This window comes from Bartonella sp. P12B, assembly GCF_055796185.1.
The window spans coordinates 71999-98926 of record NZ_JBTTDI010000005.1 but is presented as its reverse complement, the minus strand read 5'-3'; the positions used below and the strand labels follow the sequence as shown (position 1 = coordinate 98926).

General features: G+C 39.3%; 24 protein-coding genes and 1 pseudogene. 13 read left to right on the top strand and 12 right to left on the bottom strand.

Annotated elements, in window-relative coordinates; genetic code table 11:
* Positions 1 to 26: 26 nt before the first annotated feature.
* Entirely contained in the window at positions 27 to 980 is a 954-nt protein-coding gene (trxB, locus tag AC0QT1_RS05020; protein WP_473201773.1) for a thioredoxin-disulfide reductase, read from the bottom strand.
* A gap of 308 nt (positions 981 to 1288) precedes the next feature.
* On the opposite strand from trxB, the gene AC0QT1_RS05015 reads away from it, so the two are divergent.
* Complete coding sequence (locus tag AC0QT1_RS05015) at positions 1289 to 2683, top strand: TrkH family potassium uptake protein (protein ID WP_473200319.1); 1395 nt, start codon at positions 1289 to 1291, stop codon at positions 2681 to 2683.
* 622 nt (positions 2684 to 3305) lie between these two features.
* On the opposite strand, the gene AC0QT1_RS05010 is transcribed toward AC0QT1_RS05015, so the two are convergent.
* The gene (locus tag AC0QT1_RS05010; RefSeq protein WP_473201772.1) at positions 3306 to 4364 is read right to left on the bottom strand and encodes a glycosyltransferase family 4 protein; all 1059 of its coding nucleotides are present in this window, start codon (positions 4362 to 4364) and stop codon (positions 3306 to 3308) included.
* Positions 4365 to 4370: 6 nt separating this feature from the next.
* The gene (greA, locus tag AC0QT1_RS05005) at positions 4371 to 4844 is read right to left on the bottom strand and encodes a transcription elongation factor GreA (protein ID WP_473201771.1); all 474 of its coding nucleotides are present in this window, start codon (positions 4842 to 4844) and stop codon (positions 4371 to 4373) included.
* A gap of 333 nt (positions 4845 to 5177) precedes the next feature.
* Between greA and AC0QT1_RS05000 the strand changes: the two are divergent.
* From AC0QT1_RS05000 to AC0QT1_RS04990, 3 genes and pseudogenes are all read left to right on the top strand, one after another.
* Positions 5178 to 5480, top strand: a pseudogene (locus AC0QT1_RS05000) (SH3 domain-containing protein); the annotation flags it as partial.
* A 253-nt stretch (positions 5481 to 5733) separates the two neighbouring features.
* Complete coding sequence (uvrB, locus tag AC0QT1_RS04995) at positions 5734 to 8061, top strand: excinuclease ABC subunit UvrB (RefSeq protein WP_473201770.1); 2328 nt, start codon at positions 5734 to 5736, stop codon at positions 8059 to 8061.
* Between the two features lie 689 nt (positions 8062 to 8750).
* Positions 8751 to 9434, top strand: coding sequence for a BA14K family protein (locus AC0QT1_RS04990; protein ID WP_473200323.1), 684 nt, complete (start codon positions 8751 to 8753; stop codon positions 9432 to 9434).
* Between the two features lie 68 nt (positions 9435 to 9502).
* On the opposite strand, the gene AC0QT1_RS04985 is transcribed toward AC0QT1_RS04990, so the two are convergent.
* The gene (locus tag AC0QT1_RS04985; protein WP_473200324.1) at positions 9503 to 10147 is read right to left on the bottom strand and encodes an MBL fold metallo-hydrolase; all 645 of its coding nucleotides are present in this window, start codon (positions 10145 to 10147) and stop codon (positions 9503 to 9505) included.
* Positions 10148 to 10293: 146 nt separating this feature from the next.
* Here AC0QT1_RS04985 and AC0QT1_RS04980 point away from each other — a divergent pair, with 146 nt between their 5' ends.
* Both AC0QT1_RS04980 and AC0QT1_RS04975 read left to right on the top strand, forming a co-directional pair.
* Complete coding sequence (locus AC0QT1_RS04980; RefSeq protein WP_473200325.1) at positions 10294 to 10998, top strand: response regulator; 705 nt, start codon at positions 10294 to 10296, stop codon at positions 10996 to 10998.
* A gap of 7 nt (positions 10999 to 11005) precedes the next feature.
* On the top strand, positions 11006 to 12346 hold the full coding sequence (locus AC0QT1_RS04975; protein WP_473200326.1) for an ATP-binding protein: 1341 nt from the start codon (positions 11006 to 11008) through the stop codon (positions 12344 to 12346).
* A 49-nt stretch (positions 12347 to 12395) separates the two neighbouring features.
* On the opposite strand, the gene AC0QT1_RS04970 is transcribed toward AC0QT1_RS04975, so the two are convergent.
* Both AC0QT1_RS04970 and AC0QT1_RS04965 read right to left on the bottom strand, forming a co-directional pair.
* The gene (locus tag AC0QT1_RS04970) at positions 12396 to 12896 is read right to left on the bottom strand and encodes a type III secretion system chaperone family protein (RefSeq protein WP_473200399.1); all 501 of its coding nucleotides are present in this window, start codon (positions 12894 to 12896) and stop codon (positions 12396 to 12398) included.
* A gap of 356 nt (positions 12897 to 13252) precedes the next feature.
* Complete coding sequence (locus tag AC0QT1_RS04965; RefSeq protein ID WP_473200327.1) at positions 13253 to 13519, bottom strand: accessory factor UbiK family protein; 267 nt, start codon at positions 13517 to 13519, stop codon at positions 13253 to 13255.
* A 262-nt stretch (positions 13520 to 13781) separates the two neighbouring features.
* Between AC0QT1_RS04965 and lgt the strand changes: the two genes are divergently transcribed.
* The 4 genes from lgt (at position 13782) to AC0QT1_RS04945 (ending at position 17940) form a co-directional block, all read left to right on the top strand.
* Complete coding sequence (gene lgt / locus AC0QT1_RS04960) at positions 13782 to 14642, top strand: prolipoprotein diacylglyceryl transferase (protein WP_473200328.1); 861 nt, start codon at positions 13782 to 13784, stop codon at positions 14640 to 14642.
* Positions 14635 to 15714, top strand: coding sequence for a class I SAM-dependent methyltransferase (locus tag AC0QT1_RS04955; RefSeq protein ID WP_473200329.1), 1080 nt, complete (start codon positions 14635 to 14637; stop codon positions 15712 to 15714). Before lgt ends, AC0QT1_RS04955 begins: the two co-directional genes overlap by 8 nt.
* A gap of 82 nt (positions 15715 to 15796) precedes the next feature.
* Positions 15797 to 16579 carry a peptidoglycan editing factor PgeF gene (pgeF, locus tag AC0QT1_RS04950; protein ID WP_473200330.1) on the top strand — a complete coding sequence of 261 codons (783 nt, stop codon included), beginning with the start codon at positions 15797 to 15799 and terminating at the stop codon, positions 16577 to 16579.
* A 428-nt stretch (positions 16580 to 17007) separates the two neighbouring features.
* Complete coding sequence (locus tag AC0QT1_RS04945; protein ID WP_473200331.1) at positions 17008 to 17940, top strand: ribose-phosphate pyrophosphokinase; 933 nt, start codon at positions 17008 to 17010, stop codon at positions 17938 to 17940.
* On the opposite strand, the gene AC0QT1_RS04940 is transcribed toward AC0QT1_RS04945, so the two are convergent.
* The gene (locus tag AC0QT1_RS04940) at positions 17937 to 19436 is read right to left on the bottom strand and encodes an ATP-binding protein (RefSeq protein WP_473201769.1); all 1500 of its coding nucleotides are present in this window, start codon (positions 19434 to 19436) and stop codon (positions 17937 to 17939) included. The genes AC0QT1_RS04945 and AC0QT1_RS04940 overlap by 4 nt on opposite strands.
* A gap of 280 nt (positions 19437 to 19716) precedes the next feature.
* Here AC0QT1_RS04940 and AC0QT1_RS04935 point away from each other — a divergent pair, with 280 nt between their 5' ends.
* A complete protein-coding gene (locus AC0QT1_RS04935; RefSeq protein WP_473200333.1) occupies positions 19717 to 20343 on the top strand; it encodes a 50S ribosomal protein L25/general stress protein Ctc in 627 nt (208 codons plus the stop codon).
* A 79-nt stretch (positions 20344 to 20422) separates the two neighbouring features.
* Positions 20423 to 21004, top strand: coding sequence for an aminoacyl-tRNA hydrolase (pth, locus tag AC0QT1_RS04930; RefSeq protein WP_473200334.1), 582 nt, complete (start codon positions 20423 to 20425; stop codon positions 21002 to 21004).
* A gap of 140 nt (positions 21005 to 21144) precedes the next feature.
* On the opposite strand, the gene AC0QT1_RS04925 is transcribed toward pth, so the two are convergent.
* Entirely contained in the window at positions 21145 to 21888 is a 744-nt protein-coding gene (locus tag AC0QT1_RS04925; RefSeq protein WP_473200335.1) for a L,D-transpeptidase, read from the bottom strand.
* 260 nt (positions 21889 to 22148) lie between these two features.
* Here AC0QT1_RS04925 and ychF point away from each other — a divergent pair, with 260 nt between their 5' ends.
* Positions 22149 to 23252, top strand: a complete 1104-nt coding sequence (gene ychF, locus AC0QT1_RS04920; RefSeq protein ID WP_473200336.1) for a redox-regulated ATPase YchF — start codon at positions 22149 to 22151, stop codon at positions 23250 to 23252.
* 106 nt (positions 23253 to 23358) lie between these two features.
* Here ychF and AC0QT1_RS04915 read toward each other — a convergent pair whose 3' ends face one another.
* The 4 genes from AC0QT1_RS04915 to petA form a co-directional block, all read right to left on the bottom strand.
* Positions 23359 to 23796 (bottom strand): PRC-barrel domain-containing protein, encoded by a 438-nt coding sequence (locus tag AC0QT1_RS04915; RefSeq protein WP_473200337.1) that lies wholly within the window; start codon positions 23794 to 23796, stop codon positions 23359 to 23361.
* A 90-nt stretch (positions 23797 to 23886) separates the two neighbouring features.
* A complete protein-coding gene (locus AC0QT1_RS04910) occupies positions 23887 to 24783 on the bottom strand; it encodes a cytochrome c1 (protein WP_473201768.1) in 897 nt (298 codons plus the stop codon).
* Positions 24777 to 26033, bottom strand: a complete 1257-nt coding sequence (locus AC0QT1_RS04905) for a cytochrome b (RefSeq protein WP_473201767.1) — start codon at positions 26031 to 26033, stop codon at positions 24777 to 24779. Before AC0QT1_RS04905 ends, AC0QT1_RS04910 begins: the two co-directional genes overlap by 7 nt.
* A gap of 4 nt (positions 26034 to 26037) precedes the next feature.
* Positions 26038 to 26586, bottom strand: coding sequence for a ubiquinol-cytochrome c reductase iron-sulfur subunit (petA, locus tag AC0QT1_RS04900; RefSeq protein ID WP_473201766.1), 549 nt, complete (start codon positions 26584 to 26586; stop codon positions 26038 to 26040).
* Positions 26587 to 26928: the final 342 nt, after the last annotated feature.

The window sequence follows — 26928 nt, the reverse complement described above, 5'->3', positions numbered from 1 at the left end:
TATTTTAAATCAATTTTATGTCTGTTTTATACTTGCGAATCTAAAAAACGTTCTGCCTCCAATGCTGCCATACACCCTCTTCCTGCCGCTGTTATAGCCTGGCGGAAAACTTCATCTGTTACATCACCTGCGGCAAAAACACCAGTAATGCTTGTTGCTGTTGAATCTGGTACTGTCCATAAGTAGCCACCTCGTTTTTGTTTTAGTTGTCCTTCAAACAAAGAAACAGCTGGATCATGCCCAATGGCAATAAATATTCCCTCCGCATTGACCTTCATTTCTTGTCCAGTTTTAACATTTTTAAGGCGTGCACCTGTCACAACGGCTCCTCTTGAATCCTGAGCTGGCAAACCAACGATTTCTTCTATGACGTGATCCCAAAGAACACGGACATTTTTGCAAGCGAGCAATCTATCTTGTAAAATTTTCTCCGCTCGGAAAGAATTGCGCCGATGCACTACGCTTACACTTTTCGCCAAATGCGATAAATAAAGAGCTTCTTCAATCGCTGTATTACCACCACCCACAACAATAACATCCTTATCACGATAAAAGAAGCCATCACATGTAGCACAAGCAGAAACACCACCACCCATAAAAGTCTGTTCACTTTCCAAACCAAGCCAACGTGCCTTCGCTCCCGTTGCAATAATGAGCGCATCACAACAATATTGAGCCCCTGAATCCCCCTCTAAAATAAAAGGATACTGCAATAAATCAGCCTTTATAATGCTATCATAGACAATTTTTGTTCCCATATTTTCAGCTTGTTTTGCCATTTGGTCCATCAACCATGGTCCTTGAATTGGATCAGCAAAACCTGGATAATTTTCAACATCAGTTGTAATCGTCAACTGTCCGCCCTGTTGCAAACCAGTAACCAAAGTTGGTTTGAGCATTGCTCTTGCCGCATAGATTGCCGCTGTATAACCAGCTGGGCCAGAGCCAAGTATGAGCAGACGAATATGCAATCGTGCCATGGAATTCCCTTCACTTATTGTTCTTTAATTATCTATAAATTATAATGGAATACAGTCTTTAAAAAAACATTTTTCAACAGTTTAAACTATGGTGTATATGTACTTCTTTCAAGTTTGGTAAAAAGCTTCGATTGCCAAGTGATAAAGATGCGCGTAATGTAAAAATTAATCTTTATCTTTAAAGATAAAAAATGTAAATTTTTATGAGCACAAAATCGTAATAAAAAGTGATACAAAGATAGGGAACGATCATTTTTCAGTTTATTATCAATGTTTGTGCGCGTTTTGCATTAATTATGGGAGCAGCAATGCTTCTGCCGGTTTTTGTAGATTTGCACGACAAAAACCATAATTGGAGAACTTTCCTCTACTCTTGTGCCATAACCACTATGTTAGCGACACTGATTCTGTTAGCAACCAAAGGAGCTACGTGTCGTTTCTCAGCAAGGCTAGGGTTTATGCTCACTGTTTGTCTTTGGCTAACAGGAAGCATCGTGGGTGCTTTGCCCCTTTACCTTTCTCCTCTTTCAATTTCTCTAGCAGGAGCAATCTTTGAATCTGTTTCTGGAATTACAACGACAGGTTCCACAGTACTCACAGGTCTTGACACTTTATCGAGAAGTATTTTGCTATGGCGCTCGATTATATGTTGGATTGGCGGTATTGGCTTTATCGGTTTAGCCCTCTTGCTTTTACCCTCACTGCGTGTTGGAGGAGTACGCCTTTTTCACATGGAATCATCAGATAAATCTGAAAAAATATTGCCTCGTATCAATCAAATTGCCAACGGAATCATCATAGCTTATGTTGGATTAACATTGGCATGTATGCTCTCCTATTTTGCTTCAGGCATGAGTTTATTTGATGCCATTAACCATGCAATGAGTACGATAGCGACAGCTGGCTTTTCAACCCACGACGCCTCTTTTGGTTATTTTTCTAAAAACCCAGCTATCTTAATTGTCTCAACAATCTTTATGTTACTCTCCGCCTTACCTTTCGTGCTTTATGTTAAACTCGTACTTCCTGGCCGCTCCAAACGTTTTATTGATTCACAAGTGATTGTTTTTCTCAATATTGTTTTCTTCTTTAGCTTTGCTTTGGCAGCATGGCTACATTTTCATGACCATCGCTCCTTCCACTGGATCTTCCTTGATGTTATTTTCCATCTCACATCTATTATCAGCACCACTGGATATAGCGCTGAAGATTATCAGCTTTGGGGATCTTTTGCCCTTGGCGTTTTTTTTATTGTCTCTTTTACAGGTGGCTGTGCGGGTTCTACCTCTGGTGGAATGAAAATCAATCGCTTAATTATCCTCTGGCGAATTACCCAAGCAAATATAGAAAAACTTCTTTCACCAAACGTCATTGTAAAAGCTCACTATGATAACGCAAATATATCGAGCGACGTTGCCAAAGCAGTTTTATTTTTTGTCTCTCTTTATATGTTCTGTCTTGTTATTGGCACGGCACTTCTTCTCACAACCGGTCTTGATTTTACATCTTCATTTACTGGTGTCTTAACCGCTCTTTCAAACATTGGCCCAGGTTTTGGAGATATTATTGGTCCTGCTGGCAATTTCTCTACAATTAACGATAATGCTCTATGGATTTTGAGTTTTCTTATGCTAGCCGGACGACTTGAAATTATAACCATATTCGTGCTTTTTATCCCTGCTTTTTGGCGTGAACAATTTTAATGCACAGTATAAATTTTGTAATGATAAAATATTTAAAAATATAATACACATTATAAACTTTAATTTACTGAAAACCCTGTAAAGAGTTTTAAGTACTTAAATCGTAGAATACTATAAAGACACGCAAAGGTCTTTACATCAGATAAGCTCTTATCGCGCTGCTTTATGAATCTTCTTCCTCAAAGATAAAAATGAATTGAGACAAGAACTCAAACGATCTCTAATTTAAAAATACCAATATTTTCTCCTAAAAATATTTTTTCTAGTACAAGACAGCTGATATAAATTTTTATGACTGAAAAAGTACAACACCTTTCACGACTAGAGCCAATACAAATAGCTTCAAGATTTCAGCCATAAAAAACAGCACACTCTCTTCTCAAAAGAGCATTGCTGAAATAAGCAACAATTACTCCTTTTGTGTACTTTTACATCGGCTAAAAAATAGAATACCGATTGTTTTATCAAAAGTGTTTACAGCTTATTATTGTAAAATCTTAAAAACATACTCAATGTTGTAAAATAACATTTGTATGATTAAACTGTTGCCTTAAAGCCTTTTTTCATGAAAACGCTTAAAAATGACGCTTTCCATTGCTTCTCAAGAAGTTTTCTAATATCCTTAAAGTGTTTTTTCTGTAAAGAGTTCTTCATAAACACTTCCGATTGCTGCCGCCTCCTTTTCCAGAGGGAAATGAGTGCGAACGTGCTCTAAAGCTTTTTGCCCTGCTGCTAATGTTTTTTTCAAATCAGAAAAATAAGATTCAATTGCTGTCGTTAAAGCTGGTCCATCGTCTACTTTAACAACCGTACCTGTACCCTCTACCACCAATTCTTTAAAAATTCCAACATCACTCGTCACAACTGCTGTTTGTGAGGCCATTGCCTCCAACGGCGTTAAACCAAAACCTTCCAGACGAGAGGGTGCCACATAAAGCGACAAACGACGATACCACACAGGTGTATTTAATACTTCGCCAAGAAAAATAATGCGATCATCCAAACCGGCTTTAGCAATCTTTTGACGTAATTTTTTTTCAAAATTATAATGTTGTTCTGTCGTACGACCAGCAATAACCGCTATCCACTCAGGATAACGAGGGAGCAACGCTATCATTGCATCGACAAACAGATCAATGCCCTTTAAGTAGCGGACACGTCCAAAACACCCCACTGCATATTTTCCAGGAAACCCTGATGAAGCAAAGTGATCATCAACAGTTTCTGGTGGAGAAAAGCGCCTTACATCAACTCCATGCATAATAACCTGATGAGGGACCTCTAAATAGGACCCCGTGCATGCACTGGTAGCAATAACCTTATCCATACGACGCAATAACCATTTAGTAAAAGGTTTATGATGACGCCTAGATGCTGATGTAAAGATGAGTTTTAGCTTCATCCGCAAAATATCGCGTAAAAAGACTCCACAAAGCATTTCAATATTGCGCCGTGCATGCCAAATACGAAACGGCCTGCCCTTCGGGCTTTTCCAAAGGCCGAAAAGATCCTTAAAAGCAAGAGCAGGTAAATTTTTCGGTAACCCAAAACCAAAAGTAGATATACGCACACCTTGCTCACGCTGTAATGGAATAAGCTGAACAACTGTCGATGTTACTCCCGATAAGCGCTTTTTAAAGTGAGGAGCAATAATCTCAGTTTCTTTCAAAGACACCCGCATATGAGTTTAAATATATTGAACCTTAATAATTTCATAATTATGCGCTCCTCCTGGTGCATTCACTTCAATCACATCACCTTCTCGTTTCCCAATGAGCGCACGCGCAATAGGTGAGGAAATAGAGATCTTACCAGTTTTTACATCAGCCTCTTGATCACCAACGATCTGGTAAACCTTTTTCTCTTCAGTATCTTCGTCCAAAAGTTTAATCGTAGCTCCAAATTTAATTTGGTCACCTGAAAGTCGCGAGACATTAATAACTTCCGCCCGAGCAATATAATCCTCAAGCTCATTGATACGCCCTTCATTATGACTTTGCGCCTCTTTAGCGGCATGATATTCAGCATTTTCTGATAAATCACCATGGGCACGCGCCTCAGAAATTGCTTCAATAATTCGCGGACGTTCCTGTTGTTGACGCCAACGCAACTCTTCTTTAAGATTTTCAAAACCAGCTGTAGTCATCGGAACTTTTTTCATAACCCGTCCCTTTCTGTCACACGGAAATCTCAATAAAAACATAAAAAACGGCTTCCAAAATCACTTTTGGAATCCGAAAACCACAATCTCATATATTATATAGTACAGTGTCCCTATTTTCCATATAAAAATAAAAAGGAAAAGAAAGCATTCACCAAATTTTGTTTAGCAAGTTCAACAATTGTCGACCTTAAAATATTCAACGAGAATCCTATAATTAAAGGCTCAAAGAAGAAACAATTGTAATTTTTTCTATTTTATCATAGTTTAACAAAAAAGATCTTATATGAAGAGAAAAGAAGAGAAATCTCTAGAGGAATCTTCTGTGGGAAAATGAAAAAATTGCTATTTTTCTTTGTGTTTGGCTCTCTCCTTCTAGGCACAAAAGTCTCTGGAGCCGTTGGTGCTTTTGTCACCAATAATCTTAATTTTAGGTCAGGACCAAGTACGCAGTATACACTTCGTGGTTTAATCCCTGCAGGGACATTGGTCTTTGTCCAAATCTGTAGAGAAAACTGGTGCCATATCAAATATAACTCTCAAACAGGTTGGGTATCATCTCGCTATCTCTCATTCAAAGATGGAAATGATCTTTATCGCACATACGCAATACTTCCCATCACAAATTGCAATATGTACAATCTCATGACCCATAGCAGTGGTGGTGAACATCATCTTGGGTTAAATGAAAGAAGTAAGACAAACAACCTCAGCTGCTATCATCCTAAAAATACCAAAAGAAATGCTTTAAAGAACTGATCAAATGTCCTACGAAAGATCTAGCAAGCTGGAACAAAACTGCTAAACAACGCTTTGTCGTTATCTCGATTAAATTAATATAATGTTTCCTTGAAAAGCACATACCTTTCTCTCTCAAAGGATAGCAAGAATGAAAAATGGCGTTACAGCAACAGTTGAGGCTCTTTCTAAACTCATTGCTTCAGGAAATCCCCTTTTTAAGAATGGTGTCTTATGGACACCTCACCGCCCTGTTCGTCCTGAAAAATCTGAGGGTGGACTTTCCTTTCAACTTGAAACATCCTTTGAACCAGCAGGAGATCAACCTAAAGCAATAAAAACTCTAGTTGACGGAATTGAAAAAGGTGAGCATACGCAAGTGCTTTTGGGTGTTACCGGATCGGGAAAAACTTATACAATGGCCAAAATCATTGAAAAAACACAGCGCCCAGCTCTGATCTTAGCCCCCAATAAAACGCTAGCAGCGCAGCTTTACGGAGAATTTAAAAGCTTTTTCCCCCACAATGCTGTAGAATATTTTGTTTCCTATTATGATTATTATCAGCCTGAAGCCTATGTGGCACGCTCTGATACTTATATTGAAAAAGAATCCTCTATTAATGAACAGATTGACCGCATGCGCCATGCAGCAACACGTGCTGTTCTTGAACGTGATGACGTCATTATTGTTGCGTCTGTATCCTGTATCTACGGAATTGGTTCAGTAGAAACCTATACGGCTATGACCTTCAAAATAGAAAAAGGTGATAGACTGGATCAACGGCAATTACTGGCTGATTTAGTTGCCCAACATTATCGTCGACAAGATATAAACTTCATTCGTGGTTCCTTTCGGGTTCGAGGGGATACAATTGAAATCTTCCCTGCCCACCTCGAAGATCGTGCTTGGCGTATTTCGCTTTTTGGAGATGAAGTGGAAACAATTACTGAATTTGATTCTCTCACAGGTCAAAAAACAGGGGACCTTCAATCTATTAAAATTTATGCCAACTCACACTACGTAACACCACGCCCAACACTCAATCAAGCGATGAAATCAATTAAAACGGAACTCATTCAACGCCTCGATGAGCTGAACGCAGCTGAGCGTCTTTTAGAGGCGCAACGTTTAGAGCAGCGTACAATTTTTGATTTAGAAATGTTGGAGACCACCGGCTCATGTGCAGGAATCGAAAATTATTCACGCTATTTAACAGGCCGAAACCCCGGCGAACCACCACCAACCTTGTTCGAATATATTCCAAGCAATGCTCTTGTTTTTATCGATGAAAGTCATGTAACAATCCCTCAAATTGGTGGTATGTACCGAGGTGACTTTCGAAGAAAAGCAACCTTAGCAGAATATGGCTTTCGCCTCCCTTCCTGTATGGACAATCGTCCCTTACGCTTTGAAGAATGGGATGCCATGCGTCCGCAAACGATTGCTGTCTCTGCAACACCAGGACGCTGGGAAATAGAACAATCGCACGGCACTTTTGCGGAACAAATTATTCGCCCAACAGGACTTGTCGATCCACCAACAGAAATTCGCAAAGCCAGCAATCAAGTCGATGATGTTATAAATGAAATTCGTCAAACAATTCAAAAAGGCTACCGTACATTGGTCACTGTTTTGACCAAACGTATGGCAGAAGATTTGACAGAATATCTCCATGAACAAGGAATCCGCGTACGCTATATGCATTCCGATATTGATACCTTAGAACGTATTGAAATTCTTCGCGATTTGCGGCTCGGTACCTTTGATGTCTTAATCGGTATCAATCTACTTCGAGAAGGCTTAGATATTCCAGAATGTGGTTTTGTTGCCATTCTAGATGCCGATAAGGAAGGTTTTTTACGCTCTGAAACTTCACTCATACAAACAATCGGACGCGCTGCACGCAACGTGGATGGCCGTGTTATCCTTTACGCAGATACAATAACTGGTTCCATAGAACGAGCCTTACAAGAAACGCAAAGACGTCGACAAAAACAAATAGCTTATAATGAAGAGCATCATATCACACCAACCAGTATCAAAAAAAATATCACTGATATTCTTAATTTAGGGGGCGAAAACAACCCTACTCCCACAAATATTCCTGACTTTATTACGCAAAACAAGAAGGTTGGTAACAATTTAGCCCTTCATATTCAACATCTTGAAAAATCAATGCGTAAAGCAGCCGCTAACCTTAATTTTGAAGAAGCAGCGCAACTTCGCGATGAAATTAAACACTTACAAAAAATCGAATTAGCAATAGCGGATGATCCCTTAACACATCAAAACGAACAATCCCCCCATGATCCCATGTTACAATCAAGCCTTTTCTCCAAACCAGACCTTAATCACATGGGACCAACGATGGATACTGGTATTTTGGAAAATAAAAAAACAAAACGAAAATCTCATCCCCCTCAATCAAGCGACAAAAAAATGAAAAAAAGCACCCAACGAAAAAGCAAAAAATTTTAAACTGCTAAAAATGGTCTTTTACTCTTAAAAAACGACTAAAGATCAAGAGTAAAGAGCGTAAAAGAGATAATCTTACAAGATCAAAGAGGCTCCAATTTGTCTCAAAAAACATAAGGAAGAGCATTTTACGAAAAATACTTTAACTTAACGGCTTTTAAACAATTTTTCTTGTTCAAACACGTTTTAAAATCCCTAAAAATGTAAAAATCCTCATACATCATAGGCATCGTCCGCATACAATCCTATAGCTTAAAGATCATCAACCTTACAAAAGAAAACAAGAGAAAATTCCATACCGTAAAGAAGCAAAGGAATATTTTATCACTATTCCATATCCCTATAATGATAAAAATGAGATTCCTTGCTTATGTTCCTCCTATCCAAGCTCTATGGGATCAAGAAAAGAAAGATAAAGTATTATTTAATATAGAATTGACATCCATAGTAAAAAAATAAAGTGCTCTTAATCCAATCTTATAAATTAAGCTAAGCGGAAGACAGTGTTTAAAATCAAATTTTTGACATGATATTATTCTATGATTTATATTGTTCTATGATTTCGCAGTCTATACTCAACTAAATAGCTTTTTATTCGTTCTGTCAAAATAAAGTCCAAAATTGTTCAGGTTCTATTCAGTTTGGCATGTGTAAGATACTAGAAAATGCGAATTTATATAAGGAGTGTCGCTATGCAAAAAATAATTAAACTAGCGGTATTATCAGCGATGTCAACTGCAACCGTTTTGATACCATTGGGTACAACACTTGCAGATATGGCATCCTTTCATCGTGAAACTGTCACAAGAAGAATAGAGAGTATGCGAAAAGAAATGGATCATTCGATGAAAAAAATGCAGGAAGAAGCTCGTTTCCCTTCTCCTAGCTTTAGCATCCGTTCTGATGATTATAACTCTCGTTCAGCTCTTAAGAAGTATCACCCTTCTTATACTTCTGAGAGATATCATCACCATCATCATATTGACCATAAAAGAAAAGAAAAAAGCTATCATCAGGTTGAACGTAATACATATCATTATGTTGAACGCGAAAAGACAAAATACCGTAATGTTTATGTGAATCGCGATAACTCAGGAAATGTTTTAGCGGCAGGCATTCTTGGTCTTGCAACAGGTGCAATTCTGGGTAATGTTTTGAAACAACCAAAGCAGCCTCAAGTTATCTATCAAGTCCAACCACAAAATCAGGTCATTTATCAAGTACCGACAACGGTGGGCTATGAGCCACTTCAACAACAAGAGACATCGGATTGGCTTGAATATTGCACAAAAAAATATCGTTCATTCAACCCTAGAACAGGAACTTTTCGAGGCAATGATGGTTTAGATCATGTCTGCTATGCTCCAGTAAATTGATTGAAAGAAATCTATTGAATTAACATTGCAAAAACCCGCCCTAAAGCGGGTTTTATTATCTTGACCTGTTAAATTCCTTGAAGAAAAGGATTGTTTTGGCGCTCATAGCCTATGTGACTTCCTGGACCATGGCCACAGATGAAACGAACATCATCACCTAAAGGCAAAACTTTTTCCCGAAGAGATTTCATTAATTTTTCATGAGAGCAGAATGGAAAATCAGTGCGCCCAATAGAACCACGAAAGAGAACATCACCCAACAGAGCAAGACGTTCTTTTTCATTGAAATAAATGACATGACCAGGGGAATGTCCGGGTGTATGAAAAACCTTAAAAACATGCCCAGCAAAATGAACGCACGCGCTATCTTCTAACCATTGATCAGGAACACAAATACATACGTCAGTCATGCCATAATTTTTTGCACTCTCGCTCGCACTCTCCATAACAGGCTTATCATCACGATGGGAACCAAGGATCTTAACATCAAGTGCTTTTTTTGCTTGCATAGCAGCTCCAACATGATCAAAATGACCATGTGTAATCCAAATGGCTTCCACTAGAATGCCACTTTTTTCAATCACTTCTTGAATTCGAAACCAATCACCACCAGGATCAACAAGAACACCCACTTTTTGTTCATTATCAAAAAGCAAAGTGCAATTTTGTTGAAAAGGTGTGACTGGAATAATCCATGTACTAAGCTTCCCCATGACGTCCTGCCCAAAAATAAAATTTTTCTCAGTTTATAAGGAGCATTCCTTCTCCCTCGACAGAAAAAGAGCCTGCTCGACAGTTTTATGCAACTTATGTAAACTTAGATTTTGTGTAAACTAAATTTTTGTCAAGGTTTTTAAGAATGACCGATCACGTTCAAATTTTATGTGATGATGCCCCTCACCTTCTTGTAATTGATGATGATACCCGTATTCGTAATCTTTTATTTCAATTTCTCATTAAAAATGGATTCCGCGTTTCAGTTTCGTCCAATGCAGCTCAAGCAAGACGGCAGCTCACAAGCTTAGATTTTGATCTTCTTATCGTCGATGTCATGATGCCGGGTGAAAACGGCATCAATCTCACCTCCTCACTGCGTCAAACAAAAGAGGTTCCCATTCTCATGCTCACAGCTTTATCAGAAACAGATAATCGCGTCCATGGCTTAGAAGCAGGTGCAGATGATTATCTTTCTAAGCCGTTTGATCCTCGTGAGCTTTTACTTCGTATTAATGCTATTTTACGGCGTGTTTTCCCCCCTCATCAACCCAAAATTGAACAGATTGTTTTCGGACCTTACATTTTTTCAATTTCACGACGCGAACTTAAAAAAGGAGGAGAAATTATTAAATTAACAGACAAAGAACAAGAAATGATGGTCCTCTTTGCCAAAAATGTAGGCGAGACAATTCCGCGCCATCAATTCACGACGCAGGGCAACGATATCAGTGAACGTGCCATTGATGTACAGATCAACCGTCTCCGCCGTAAAATCGAACAAGAACCTACAACTCCCATATGGCTCCAAACTGTACGAGGAATAGGTTATAAACTCTCAATTGAATAGTCATACAATGATCAAGCCTTTAAGAAAATTTGTCCAATGGCTAACAAAGAAGATGCCTAAACGGCTTTATGCTCGCTCTTTGATCATTATTATTGCTCCTATGGTACTCCTGCAAACAGTAATTGGCTATATCTTTATGGAACGCCATTGGCAAATGGTAGCTGAACGTCTTTCAACCACCGTTGTCCATGATATTTCTGCTCTTATTGATATTATTGAAACTTATCCGCAACAAGATAACTATGAAGAGATCAAGCGTATTGCACAACAGCGCATGGGATTAAACATTTCTATCGTACCTCCATCGCCCCTTCCCCCAGCAGGACCTAAACCATTTTTTGCTATTCTTGATTATTTTCTAAGTGAAGAAATTAAACGCCAAATTAACCGCCCCTTCTGGATTGACACCGTAGGCGATTCTAATCTCATTGAAATCAGAGTTCACCTTGGTCATAATATCTTGCGCGTCTTTGCATTGCGCAGCCAAACCTATGCTTCCAACACCGCTATTTTTTTAAGCTGGATGGTAGGAACAGCTCTTGTTTTGTTGTTGATAGCAATTTACTTTTTGCGCAACCAAATCAAACCGATTCAACAATTGGCTGAAGCAGCAGAAAGTTTTGGACGTGGACGTCCTTTACCAAAAGGATTTCAACCACAAGGAGCTGATGAAGTTCGTCGTGCTGGCATCGCTTTTTTACGCATGCGTGAGCGTATTGAACGGCAAATTGAACAACGCACCATGATGCTCTCAGGAGTAAGTCATGATTTAAGAACCATTCTTACACGCTTTAAACTTCAGCTAGCATTAGCAGATACTGACTTTGATATTAAACCGCTTGAGCAAGATGTCAGTGACATGCAACATATGTTAGAAGACTACCTCGCTTTTGCCCGTGGCGAAGGAAACGAAAGTGTTAAAAGCTTTGATTTAAATGTCCTTATGCAAAAACTCTCCACTGAGGCCCATCTTCATAAACGTCAATTTTCCTATAGCATTGAAGGTCCTACACACATACAAGTACGCCCTCGCGCCTTCACACGCCTTGTGAGCAATCTTATGTCAAATGCATTTTGTTACGCCAACACTGTCCAATTGACAGCGACATCCCAAAAAGAATCTTTCATCTTGACTATTGATGATGATGGGCCTGGAATTCAGGAAAATATGCGTAAAGAAGTTTTTAAGCCTTTTCTGAGACTCGATAAAGCACGAAATCAAGATGCAAGTGGAACGGGTCTCGGTCTTTCTATTGCTCAAGATATAGCACGCAGCCATGGAGGCAACATTCAATTAAACGACAGCCCTCTAGGAGGCTTGCGCGCTACTCTTGATATCCCTCTATGAGAGCAATCTTTCAAAAATCGTCTGTAAGAAAAACCACAAAAAATGTGCTTTAAGCATTCCCTACAGTTTCAAACAAAGTATATTGTAGTGCCTTGTAAGCACTCTCCCCTTTCCAAGCAACCATCTGGAATGCAACATAATGGCTTTCACAGACTTTAAGCGCGTGTATCAACAATGTTTCAACCTGTACATGAGACGGATGTACCCCACCAGCTAAGAGAAGTCCCTGCCGATAAATAACTGAATTATTCCCTTGCCAATAATCAAAATGTCCCAGCAACAATTTTTCATTAATTGCCAGCAATAAGCGATGCATTTCTGCTGTTCGAGCATTTTCTATCGAGAGATCAAATGCACAGGCTAAATGAAGTGCCTCTTGCTCTTCCATCCATGAAAAAGCAAGGCGATAATTTGCCCGTTTTCCTTCCACGCAAACACTAATTTCATCTTGTACCTCCCGCTCAAACGACCAATCATATTTACAGGCAATCTGTTCAATAAAGTCAACAGGATGCTCTTCCCTTTCTGTGGCGCAAAATGCAAGCCTCATCATAACCCTCAATTATATTAAAAACAGTGTCAACAGAACATAAACCACCCGAACTGTAACAATATTCTGTTACAATCAAAGTTTTTACACCAAACAAATACACACTTAAAAACAATTGACAGTACACAACACCCCGGCACCCAATTAATGTTCCCCGCGGTAGCCTGATAATAAAAAACGAATCACCAAGCTCTTCCAGTGTATTGATACAATTTTATAGTACTAGTCCCCTGATTCAAAAAAATGTTCTTTTATAAAAAACAAATCAAAAAATAAAGGGACCATACGCTCTAACAGACTCAGGATTAAGCATTTTTCAACTTTACGCATCGCATTGAAAAATTGGGGATATTTTTCTAAGCCCCTTCTTTTTTTCGTGTTTTCCCTCTTTCTAACGCCTCGAGACGTTTTTTTAAATCAGCGTTATCAGCCTGTATTTTCAAGACCATCTCCTTAAATGTTTCAAATTCTTCTCGTGAAACAAGATCAAGTTTATTGGCTATCTTTTCAGCTTGCGAACGAAAAGCTGTTCCAGCTTCATGTCGTATACCTTGTGCAACACTCGCTGCATCGGTTGCTAATTTTGCTAATTCATCAAGAATACGATTTGATCCATTACGCATGAGATTTTCCTTTAAGTAAACTGACTGACACACGCATTATAGCGTATTTTCATAACATTTAGATATCGTATTTATCCCTTTTATCCTATAGGATTTCTTTTACCATACAGATTTGCTTTAAGCCTTTTTATACTCTTTTTACCATCATAAAGTTTTAACACTAAAATCAGTGGAAACCTCCTACCCCCCTCGCTTGACCATTCCGCATTCATCTGTCATTCCTGAGCATCATATAACTTTTTATAATGAAAATGCTTAACCCATGAACAATCTTTCTTGTCCAGCCATTGCTTTTCCCTCTTTTCTCGATCCCGTAATTATACATTTAGGCCCCGTATCTCTTCATTGGTATGGACTTGGTTACGTCGTAGGCATTCTTTTTGCTTGGTGGTACGCACAAAAATTATTAAAAAAACACTCTCTATGGTATGCAAATTTTCCTCCTATGGATAAAGAGAAAATAGGCGATTTTGTTGTCTGGTCTGCCATCAGCATTGTTATTGGAGGACGCTTAGGACAGGTGCTTGTCTGGGATCCCATTTATTACTTTAGCCATCCAAGCGCTATCATTGCAGTATGGGATGGTGGGATGTCCTTTCATGGTGGACTAATTGGCATCATCATTGCAATGGTCTGGTTTTCCAGAAAAAACAACATCAACATACGAGCAATGTTTGATATCATTGCTGCAGGGGCACCTATTGGTATTGGCATTGTGAGAATATGCAATTTCATTAACCAAGAATTATGGGGCAATATCACTACACACCCTTGGGCTGTTTGCTTTCCCTTAGACCCCTATTATCTCCCCCGTCATCCAAGTCAACTCTACGAAGCTTTTATGGAAGGATTTCTTCTTTTCATCATCTTATGCGTTATAATTTTCGCTTTCAAAGCCTTAAAGCGCCCCGGCACCGTGGCAGGAACCTTTATTGTAGGCTATGCAATAGCACGCAGTATTTCAGAAATTTATCGTGCTCCTCAAGAAGATCCAGAATGGTTTTCTACCCTTTTTCATTCTACTGGATTAACCTATGGCATGGCTTTATCTCTTCCCATGCTTTTTGTGGGGGTTTATCTCATTCTTAAAGCCTTTAAACACAAGCCGACAGAAAATGATTAGCCTCAAAGAAAAAATTACAGAAATCATTACGCTCAATGGGCCAATCACTGTTAGTCAATATATGACGTTAGCTCTTACCGATTCTGAATTTGGCTATTATCAAACCCAAACACCCTTCGGGCGCACAGGTGACTTCATCACAGCCCCCGAAATAAGCCAATTATTTGGAGAAATGATTGGCATTTGGTCCCTCGCAAGCTGGAAAGCCCATAACTGTCCTCAACCTTTCATTCTCGCTGAAATAGGTCCAGGACGTGGAACACTCATGGATGATATTTTGCGGACCATTCAAAAATTATCCACAACAGCCTTTAATGCTGCTGAAATTTTCCTTATTGAGATAAGTAGAAAGCTTGCCGAGGAACAAAAAAAGCGTCTTTCTTCTTATCAAAAAAAAATCTACAGCATTAAAAACTTTGATCAAATCCCCTCAAAACCTCTATTCTTAATTGCCAATGAGTTTTTCGATACACTTCCCATCAATCAATATATTAAAATCAATGGAAAATGGAGAGAACGCCGTATTACAGTGAATCAAGAGGGAAACTTCATCTTTGTTGCTACTCCAAATAAACTTCCTTCTTCCTGCTTACAGTCTTATTGTTCTAAAATACCTGACGGCACAATTTTTGAACATGCACCCGCACGACATCAATTAATGCAACAAATCAGCAACAACTTAGTACAAAGACAAGGTTCTGCTTTGCTTATCGATTATGGCGCTTCTGATCTTGCCTTTGGTGATACGCTGCAAGCAGTCTCAAAACATAAATTCCGTGATATTTTTGAGGCTCCTGGTCAACATGATTTAACATCCCACGTTGGCTTTTCTTTTTTAAAAAAAATAGCCCTTGAACAAGGCTGTTTTGCTGAAATTCTAGAACAAGGAGAGTTTCTTTTAAAAATGGGACTGCTGGAGCGCGCAAATCAGCTTGGAGCAGGTAAAAGCGCTAAACAGCAAAAGAAAATCTGCCAAGATATTGAACGATTGGCCGGCAAAGATCAAATGGGCAAATTGTTTAAAGTCTTACATGTGAGTGATAAAAAAATACCTGTGCCTCCTCAGTTTTAATGATCAGTAATAATGCTTATTGACAAATACATCTCATAGATCATTCTTACTTCGAAAAGTGCTATCTCTATAAGGAATTTTTATGAATTTCGTCCCTCTCCTAGCAAAAGATCTTTCTGCTTTACACACGCATGGGATAAAACACGGTTTCTTTACACGTCAAGGCGGTGTTTCAAAAAGTCTTTATCAAAGTCTTAATGTTGGCAAAAATTCAAATGATCAACCTGAAAATATTGCACAAAATCGTATTTTGATCGCTGATTATTTTGGTGTTGAGGTGCAAAATTTAGTTACTGTCAATCAAACACACTCCTGTGACGTTGTTGTCGTTAATCAAGCTTTTATTGGTGAAGTTCCGAAAGCCGATGCTCTCGTTACCAGCACACAAGGACTGGTAATCGGCATTCTTACAGCAGATTGTGGACCAATCCTCTTTGCTGACCCACAAGCAGGTGTCATCGCCGCAGCACATGCTGGCTGGCGAGGAAGCTTAAATGGCATTGTAGAAAAAACAATTTCCGTTATGGAAGAACAAGGAGCCAAAAGACAATCTATAATTGCAGTCCTTGGTCCTTGCATTGGTCCTTGCCACTACGAAGTAACGAGCGAATTTTATAACCAATTTATTGATTGTCATAGTAAGTTCCAAAAATATTTTGTAAAAACAGAGAAAGGAAATCACTTTCGCTTTAATCTATGGGCATTCATTATGAAGCAACTCAAAGAAGGAGGAGTCCATGCTTCTTGTGTAGAGCTTTGTACCTATCAAGATGAACAGCGTTTTTTCTCCTATCGCCGTGCGATACACCGCAACGAACCTGATTACGGACGGCAAATTTCTGCTATTATGCTGGAAAAGAGATAAGGCTTATTTCAGTCTAAAGAAAACAGCAAAATCGCCCAACATTTTTTGTATCTCAATAAATTAAGAAGCTCTCCTATAGATTTTTATAAAAAATGATCTCTTAACTCAAAGAATGTAAATGCTTTAACTGATATTATTTTCAATATTTTCTTATGATGACAAAAAAATGTTTATACATAAATTACCTATATTTGGAATCGTTCTTTTATAACGTGAAAGCAAAAAAGCTTAATCAAGTGATCTTTCTTTACCTCATAATCAAAAAAACTCTGCTTCACAGTAACAAAAATTCTGGAAAAAGAAAAAACCAAACGCATAGCTCTTTAACAATGATAGATAAAATTGTAATGCTGTTGTAATTGTTTCCTTGCAATCTGGTAACAAGAAGTTAAAAACCGTCTCTACCGTTATCACTCAGAGGTTCTATTATGAAACTTTTCTGCGGCAATTCTAACCCACGCCTTGCTGAAGATGTTACAAATTATTTAAATATTCCCTTAGGCAAGGCAACTGTGAAACGCTTTGCCGATCAAGAAATTTTCGTAGAATTACACGAAAATGTACGCGGACAAGATGTATTTGTTTTACAATCCACATCCTATCCTGCCAACGATCACTTGATGGAATTGCTCATCATGATTGATGCGCTTCGCCGTTCTTCGGCCCGTCGTATCACCGCTGTTATCCCCTATTTTGGTTACGCCCGCCAAGACCGTAAACCTGGACCACGTACTCCCATTTCCGCAAAACTTGTTGCCAACCTGATTACTGAAGCAGGTGCACACCGCGTTTTAACATTAGATCTTCATGCGGGACAAATCCAAGGTTTTTTTGATATTCCGGCAGACAATCTCTATGCCGTTCCGGTTATTTCTCGGGATGTCAAAATGCACTATTCTCTTGAAAATGTTATTGTTGTTTCACCTGATGTTGGTGGAGTCGTCCGTGCACGTTCGCTCGCCAAGCGTTTAAATAGTTTGCTGGCTATTGTTGATAAACGTCGTGAACGTCCTGGTGAATCAGAGGTTATGAATATCATTGGAGATGTATCAGGAAAAGATTGTCTTTTGCTCGATGATATTGTTGATTCAGGTGGAACGCTCTGCAATGCAGCAAGTACTCTCCTTACACATGGTGCCAATAGTGTTACCGCTTACATCACCCACGGTGTTCTTTCTGGCAATGCTATTGAACGCATTACCAACTCAGAAATGAAGGAATTGGTTATTACCGATTCAATTATGCCAACACAAGCAATTGAAAAAGCACATAATATTCGTGTTCTCCCTATAGCTGATTTGATTGGAGAAGCCATTGCTAGAACAGCAGCAGAACAATCTGTCTCAAGCTTATTCGGTTAAGCTTCTCCTTTGGGGTCTCCTGGGGCTGTTTCTACACCAAGATTAGGAAAAGCTATGACGCGTTGACCGTTAAAATGTGTATGAACAACAACCAGCCCGCGCTCTTCAAAGTAGGTTAAAAGTCGACGCGCACGACTTAAAGAATGAGTCCCATAAAGACGTGCTAAAAATACATCTGATGGGCATGGCTTTCCACCTAAAGCGGCCTGTGCTACATTTAAAAAAACCCCCTGAACATCATCTTCTAAGCTTTCTGATAGATGCAAAATGTGTTTCCAATCTTCACTTTCCGCGATTTCTTCATCAACACAAGCCTGAGCCACAGCCAACTTACGCCGAAATTGTGAAAGATTTAAAAAATCGCCTGAGAGACCATGAATACGACAACGAACCAAGAAATCTTGATAGAGCACAGCTGTTGAACGATAAAAAGCTTCAGGATCATCAAGAATTTCCCGAATAACACGTTCTGTTTGAATATCACGATCAACAGTAGACAATTCAGGAAACAAGCTTGGTTCTTCTTCCAACACTTCTTGTTTCTTATGCATAGCCTCTTCTAGCATCTCATGAACTGACTTTTCTCTCACCGGTTCTCGTGATTGTTTAAAGGGAATTAAAATTTCCTCTGGAGAAGCAGTAAAAACCAGTTCTTTTACATCAGCCCGCTCTGTTGGGAGGGGCATTAATTTAGGGCTAGCAGAACGTGCCAATGTTTCGACAGGACCAATGATAATTGGTAAGGGACGTCGTGACAAAGCAGGACCTAAAGCGATAAAATGCCCCCGTTCAAGATCTCTAAACATTTCCGCCTGACGACGCTCCATCCCTAAAAGATCAGCAGCACGCACCATATCAATATCTAAAAAAGTCCGCCCTATTAAAAAATTTGATGCTTCAGCAGCTACATTCTTAGCAAGTTTAGCCAAACGCTGTGTAGCAATAACACCGGCAAGACCACGTTTTCGCCCTCGACACATAAGATTGGTCATAGCACTAAGCGAAATCTTCCGTGCTTCATCAGAGACCTCTCCTGCCGCCGTTGGAGCAAACAACTGTGCTTCATCGACCACAACGAGCATAGGATACCAATAATCACGTTCTACATCAAATAATGCCCCAAGAAAGGCACCTACAGCGCGCATCTGTTGCTCAGTATCCAGACCTTCAAGGTTAAGCACCACCGAAACCCGATGTTGACGAATTCGATGGGCAATACGTGTCAATTCTAATTCGCTACGTTGAGCCTCAACAACAACATGATCAAATTTATCCGCTAAAGTTACAAAGTCACCCTCTGGATCAATCACACAATGTTGCACCCATGAAGCACTTTGTTCAAGAAGACGACGGAGAAGATGTGATTTTCCTGAACCTGAATTGCCTTGCACAAGAAGACGCGTTGCCAATAACTCTTCCAAATCGACGAATGCAGGCACCGATTGACGCAAAGCACGACCTTCTGTCATTTCACCCAAGGCGATATCAACTTTCATAACATCTCCGTCTTTGATTTTGAATATATCGGCTCATCTTTATTCTCCATCTACACCATGCTTGTAGCATTTCCTTTTTCTCAACGATAGAAATCATCGATTTTTCCCACAACTCTTGCATCTGTGAATGGTTTGAATTATAGAACAACCTTCTGCGTAGACACCCTTGGAGGCAACGCAGAATGGAGCAATCGCTGCTTAGCAGCGTATATCTTCATATTCATGCAAAAACTGTTGTTAGTTTTTGATGAATCTCCAATCATATAAAAGGACTTAAATTATGAGCAAAAGCTACACTCTTAAGGCCGAAATACGCGAGCGGGTTGGTAAGGGGTCCTCCCGTGAACTTCGCCGCAACGGTCTTATTCCTGCTGTGATTTATGGTGAAAAACAACCACCTTTGGCAATTACAGTTCCCTATAAAGAAATTTTTTACAAAATTCACGCTGGTGGCTTTCGTACCACCACTGCAACTCTTGTCATTGGCAAACAAAAAATTTTGGTGTTACCAAAAGATTATCAATTAGATCCAGTGCGCGACTTTCCCTTACATGTGGATTTCTTACGTATTTCAGCGAAATCAGTTGTTGAAGTCAATATTCCTGTCCACTTCCTCAATGAAGAGACAGCACCCGGACTTAAAAAGGGAGGCGTCCTCAATATTGTTCGCCACGAAATTGAATGTACTGCTCCAGCCAATGCTATTCCTGAAGCGATTGAGATTGATCTTGCCAGCTACTCTATTGGTGATTCTATCCATATTTCAGCAGTGCAATTACCAGAAGGGGTAACCCCAGTTATTCAAGATCGAGACTTTACCATTGCAACCATCGCAGCTCCTGCTGGTATGGATATCAGTCATGAAACTTCTGAACAAGAGAATGACGAAAACAACGAAAAAGCTTGATAAATTCTAGCAGGCGGGAGGATTCCCGCCTTCCCTTATTTAAAATTTTTAACCCCCTCATACTTTACTGAAGGCGCACATGTGGCTTATTGCTGGTCTTGGCAATCCTGGTTCACAATACCAAAATAACCGCCATAATATTGGTTTTATGGCTATTGATGCCATTTACCAAGCTTTTTCTTTTTCTCCATGGTCGAAAAAATTTCAAGCCGAAATCTCCAATGGTCTCATAAATAATGAAAAAACTCTTCTTATAAAGCCGCAAACTTTCATGAATCTCTCTGGCCAAGCCATTGGTGAAGCCTTGCGATTTTATAAATTAGATTTAAGAAATTTGATTATCATTTATGACGAGCTAGACTTACCACCAGGGAAAGTACGTGTAAAAATCGGTGGAGGAAATAACGGACATAACGGTATAAAATCCATTGATGCCCATTGTGGTACTGATTATTACCGTATACGTTTAGGGATTGGACGCCCCAATTCCAAAGAACTTGTTCATCAACATGTTTTGGGAAATTTTACAAAATCCGACCAAGAATGGCTCCCCCCTCTTTTACAAGCGATTGCAAAAAACATCACGCTCCTCATCAAGGGTGACGAATGTCTCTTTATGAGCAAAATCGCCCAAGCAATAAAAAGTGATAACCTCCTATAACCACTCACTTTTCTAGGGTACGAAAGAAATCACACATTATGCAATTCTTGCACAGAATGTTCTCTTTTTTGAGAGGAAAGTCATTGAGCAACAAAGCGAAAATTATCAAAAAATACGAACCAAAATCATCATCCCTAAAATTAAAAGAATCCATCTGGATTAATAGTAGACAGGAGCGGATCAGACACTTTTGATTGTTGACTTAAAGTTCTAGATGCCCGCTCACTATTTTGCAAGACCACCACACGCGCGCCAACGGGAACACGATCATAAAGATCAATAATATCTTGATTAAGCAAACGAATACATCCGCTTGAAATAGCACGACCAATAGACCACGACTCGTGTGAACCATGAATACGGAAGAGTGTATCCTGCCCATTTTTGAAAAGATAAAGTGCTCGCGCACCCAATGGATTATCGGGTCCTGGTGGCATTCCTTGTCCCAAATGACCATAACGTTCTGGTTCTCGCGCCATCATTGCCGCCGTAGGAGCCCAATTTGGCCACCGGCGCTTACGCTGTACAACCCCTTCTCCTTCAAATGCCAAACCTTCCTTTCCCACCCCAATACCGTAACGCAAAGCTTGTCCATTTTCACCAATAAGATAAAGAAAGCACTCCTGCGTATCTATAACCAATGTTCCCGGTGGATAAGATGTATAATACACCACTTTTTGGCGCCAAAATTTTGGATCAATTGTCGAAAGATCAATAGTCGGCAAGAAGTAAGGTTCATTTGTTACAGGCCCATACAAAGCCTGCATTTCTGCTGGAATGTGCATAACTTGTTGAGATGGAACAACTGACATATCCGAATGACGCGTAGCACATCCAGCCAAAGCCAAAGGTACTGCAAATAAAAAAGCACGACGAGATAACACTCTTATATTCTCTCCAATTAATTCTTCATGCAGACTTGCATACTATGAAAAACTTAGCGTATTGTTAACGTTAATTTGAAAATCTCTTAAATCATTAAGAGAAAGAACTTTTAAAGATGTAGAAAAAACAAATCATTCTCTAACATAGACTTTTTTCTTATCTACAACAACAAGAGACTATAACTCTTCTCAAGATATGCTATAAAAATATCAAAGACACTTCGTTTTAACCATACAATCAATAGAAAAGAAGACTACTCATGGGTTTTAAGTGCGGTATTGTGGGATTACCTAATGTTGGTAAATCGACCCTTTTTAATGCATTAACAAAAACAGCGACAGCGCAAGCTGCCAATTATCCCTTTTGTACAATTGAACCGAATACTGGTGAGGTTGCTGTTCCAGATTTACGAATGGAAAAAATTGCATCGATCGCTGGATCAAAAGAAATCATTCCCACACGCATCAGTTTTGTTGATATTGCTGGACTCGTACGTGGCGCTTCAAAAGGTGAAGGTTTAGGCAATAAATTTTTAGCCAATATCCGAGAAGTCGATGCCATTATTCACGTTTTACGCTGTTTTCAAGATGACGATATTACTCATGTAGAAGGCCGGATTGATCCTGTTTCGGATGCTACAACCGTTGAAACAGAGCTCATGCTTGCAGATCTTGAAAGCCTTGAGCGACGAATCGTACAAATCCGTAAACGTGCAGCCGGAAAAGATAAAGAAGCCCTAATAATTCTTCCCGTCATGGAAGCAGCCTTAAATTTACTTCAAAAAGGAAGCCCTGTCCGATTATTACTCAAAGATATCTCTTCCGATGAACGCCGTATCCTTGATAATTTAAACCTTTTAACTTCCAAACCGGTACTTTATGTGTGCAATGTGAGCGAAAATGACGCCGCTCACGGAAATAATTTTACAAAAACCGTTGAAAAAATGGCAACAGAACAAAATGCTCAAAGCATTATCATTTCTGCTTCGATAGAAGCAGAAATCACCCAACTCAATGATGCAGAAGCTTCAGAATATCTTAATGCCTTAGAACTCTTTGAACCAAGTTTAAATCGCCTTATACGCACTGGTTACTCTTTGCTTGATCTCATTACTTACTTTACCTGTGGACCTAAGGAAACACGAGCATGGACAATTACGCGTGGCACGAAGGCCCCCCAAGCTGCTGGTGTTATTCATTCAGATTTTGAACGTGGCTTTATTCGTGCTCAAACGATCAGCTACGAAGATTATATCGCTTTCAGTGGAGAAAACGGTGCAAAAGAAGCAGGCAAAGCCCGCGATGAAGGAAAAGAATACATTGTGCAAGACGGTGACATTATCCTCTTTAAACATAATACTTAAAATCCCCTTTATCTTAAGGTTTTGTCGTGAAGAATTCGCACAAAAAAGCAGTGACATCACATGATATAATAACACTGCTCTCTTTATGGAAAATGAAAACACGAAATTAACGTGCCCAACGTCCTTCATATTTAAATGCTGGAGCTTGCTTTAAAGAATCCTTTGTTGCATTGGTAATGAGCTTCCATTTGCCATAATCATTTATCATCTGAATTGTTTCTGGAGAAACAACCACATAACTTTCCCCTATACCAAGGAAACCACCAACAGCAATAACAAACCCCGCAATGTTATTTTCACGCAAAATGATATCTTTTACTTCACCAATATTTTCATCGTCTATATTGTATACATTTGCACCAATAAGGCTTGAAGCAACAAAATCTGTTGCTAAAGGTGTCACATAACGCGCAGACATATCCGAACCCACCTGTATAGTCCCTGTCGAAGAAATCATTTCAGGTTGAGGAATTGTGAGAGGCTGAGCATAAGGACTAGAAGCCATCAAAACTGATATAAGAGTAGTATATGCAATTTTCTTCATTTTAACATCTCCGTTTTTACTTTTCTTTTAATTTACAAAACTCAATGCATCATATTCAGATTTGTTCCATACTCCTTAAAGACCAGCACCTTATCCTTCTCTCCTTTTCAGTCTCTCATCTTCCTCTTCCAATTTTTCTTCTAAACCATGCCAGACACGGACTTTTAAAATATAAACAAGTCCTCCCAAAATGATTAAAAATAAGATAACACGAAAACCAGTTTTTTTACGAATTTCCATGTGAGGATCTGCCGCCCACATCAAAAAAGCAGAAACATCGCGCGCATATTGTTCAACTGTTTCTTCTGCCCCATCCTCATAGGAAACAAGACCATCATGCAATGGAGGCGCCATCGTTAAAGTATCACTTGCAATAAAATAAGGGTTATACCAATACCCATCAGCTATTTTTATACTTTCTGGTGCCTTCTGATATCCCGTTAAAAGAGCTGTAATATAATCTGGACCCGCCGTATTATAATGCGTTAACACATCAGAAATAACAGCAGGAAATGGCAAAGATATGGCACGGGCCCGTGCCATCAACGAGAGATCTGGAGGATAAGCACCATTAAGAATAAATCTTGCTTCTTCTTCATTAGCAAAGGGAGAAGGGAAAGTGTCTGTTGTAACACCCACACGTTTAAAAAATTTTCCTTCCCGATTAGGGCCATCTCTTACTTCATATTGCTTGGCAAAATTCTTAATCTGTTCTTCATCATAGCCTAACGCCTTTAAATCATGAAAAGCTACATATTTTAGACCATGGCAACTGGAACAAATCTGTTTATAAACCTTTAAACCACGCCGCAATTGCGCCTTATCATAAACCCCGAAGGGTCCTGAAAAACTCCATTCTTGTTTCTTAGGAGCCCGTAATGGAAAAGCAACAAACTCTTCCTCTTTATCAGAGACATTACCCGCAACACTCTGAAAAGAAAAGCTAATGACCGCTATAACGATCAATCCAATAAAAGCCTTCACCATAGTTTCTTTTTTTTCTGTTTCATATCTTCAGTAATTGAAGAAGGAACAGAGAGCCCCTTTTCAAAAGTCGGTAAAACCGGCAAAACAATCAAAAAGAATATAAAATAATAGGCTGTAGCCACTTGCGTCCATAAAAGAGTGCTCTCACTTATTTCTCTTGACCCCAACCACCCAAGAAAAAGAACATCAATAATAAAAGTCCAAAAGAAAATCTTATAAACAGGCCTATATCTTGCGGAGCATATTTTAGAGCGATCTAACCATGGAACAAGAATCAAAACAAAAATCGAACCAGCTAAGAGAATAACGCCCACAAAAGTTGATGGAAGAACACCAATATTAAAAGTTATAGCACGCAGCATTGCGTAAAAAGGCAAAAAATACCACTCTGGTACAACACGAAGAGGAGCTTTTAAAGGATTAGCTATGCTATAATTTTCAGCCTGCCCCATATAATCAGGCATATAAAATAAAAACCAAGAAAAAAAGATCAAAAAAACAAGAAGAGCAAAGATATCCTTGAGAAGCGCATAGGGCGAAAAAGGAACAATTTCCTTCTCTGATTGTATTGCAAGGCCGGTTGGATTCCCCTGTCCGACTTGGTGAAGTGCCCAAATATGAAGCCCCACCAAAACAAGTAAAACAAATGACAAAACATAATGAAAAACATAAAAACGATTCAAGGTCGGTTGTCCTACGCTATAACCACCAAGAAGTGTCTCATGTAACCACGTTCCCACCAAAGGGATAGCTTTTAAAAGACCTGCCACCACTGAAGCTGCTGAAAAAGACATCATTCCCCAAACAAGCACATAACCCAAAAATGCTATTGCCATCATAATTATATAGATAAAAACCCCTGTAACCCACACCACTTCTCGCATATTTTTATAAGAACCATAATAAAGTCCGCGCGCTAAATGAATATAAACAGCAATAAAAAAGAAGGAAGATCCTACACAATGCCATGGACGAAAAAGCCAACCAAACTGTCCCTCACGTCTAAATCGTTCACCAGTTTCAAAAGCCAAATGAACATCTGGCACATAATGCAATGCCAAAACAATGCCTGTCAAAAGCTGTGATAAAAGCATAACGGTCAAAATACCGCCAAATGTATAAAAGTAATTAAGATTACGTGGAACAGGAAAAATAATAAATGCATTATAAAAAAAACGGGCAAGAGGCAAACGCTTATCAAACCATCGGGCAAGAGCACTTCGAGGCATATAAGGAGGAAATTTTGACATCACTTCACCCTATTTTCAGCAAGGTATCAGAAAGAAAACGATAAGGTGGTATAGCTAAATTATAGTTAGCGGGTCCTGAACGGACTCTTCCAGCTGTATCATAAACAGATCCATGACATGGACACAACCACCCCCCAAATTTACCTGATTGTCCAAGTGTTATACAACCAAGATGCGTACAAAGATTAATGATAATAAGCCAATTTTCACGCCCCTCACCAGCCGAACGGGCAAAATCTGTTGCATCTTTTTCACCTTCAAGATTAGGATTGCGTGCCTGACGATCTCTAAGAAGATTGAGTTTGGTAGCACGAGCTTCAGCGATTTCTTTTGTGGTGCGGTTACGAATAACGACAGGCTGCCCACGCCACTTAACTGTCACCGACATGCCTTCTTCAATTCCGGAAAGATCCACTTCCACAGAGGAAGATGCCAAAACAGCCTCATCTGGGCGCAATTGACGAATAAAAGGCCAAGCAACAGCACCAACCCCTACAGCCCCTGTAACGGCTGTTAGCAAAAATAGAAAATCGCGCCTTGTTTGCTCACTCATGACCTTAACTACAAGGTGTCTATGGCCCAAAAAACTCTTGTATCATACCCTCCCCCATTGTACAATCTCTGATTATTTAGTTTCCTAAACCATAAAAATACTTCAAAAAAACTTTTGATCATCTATGGAATTTATTTTATTTTCCAAAAAACTCTTGGTCCCTATTCTAGGAAAAAGTGCTATCCTTACCCATTCACTCTCAAGACCCTTAACTATAAAGCTGTCTCTCCAGAGATATTCTCTGCTCTTGCTATAACACTTATCATGAAGACTAAGAATTTTTTAAATTAAAGTAATATTCCAACCAACAATTCACTAAATACTGAAGCCTTTATTGAGAAA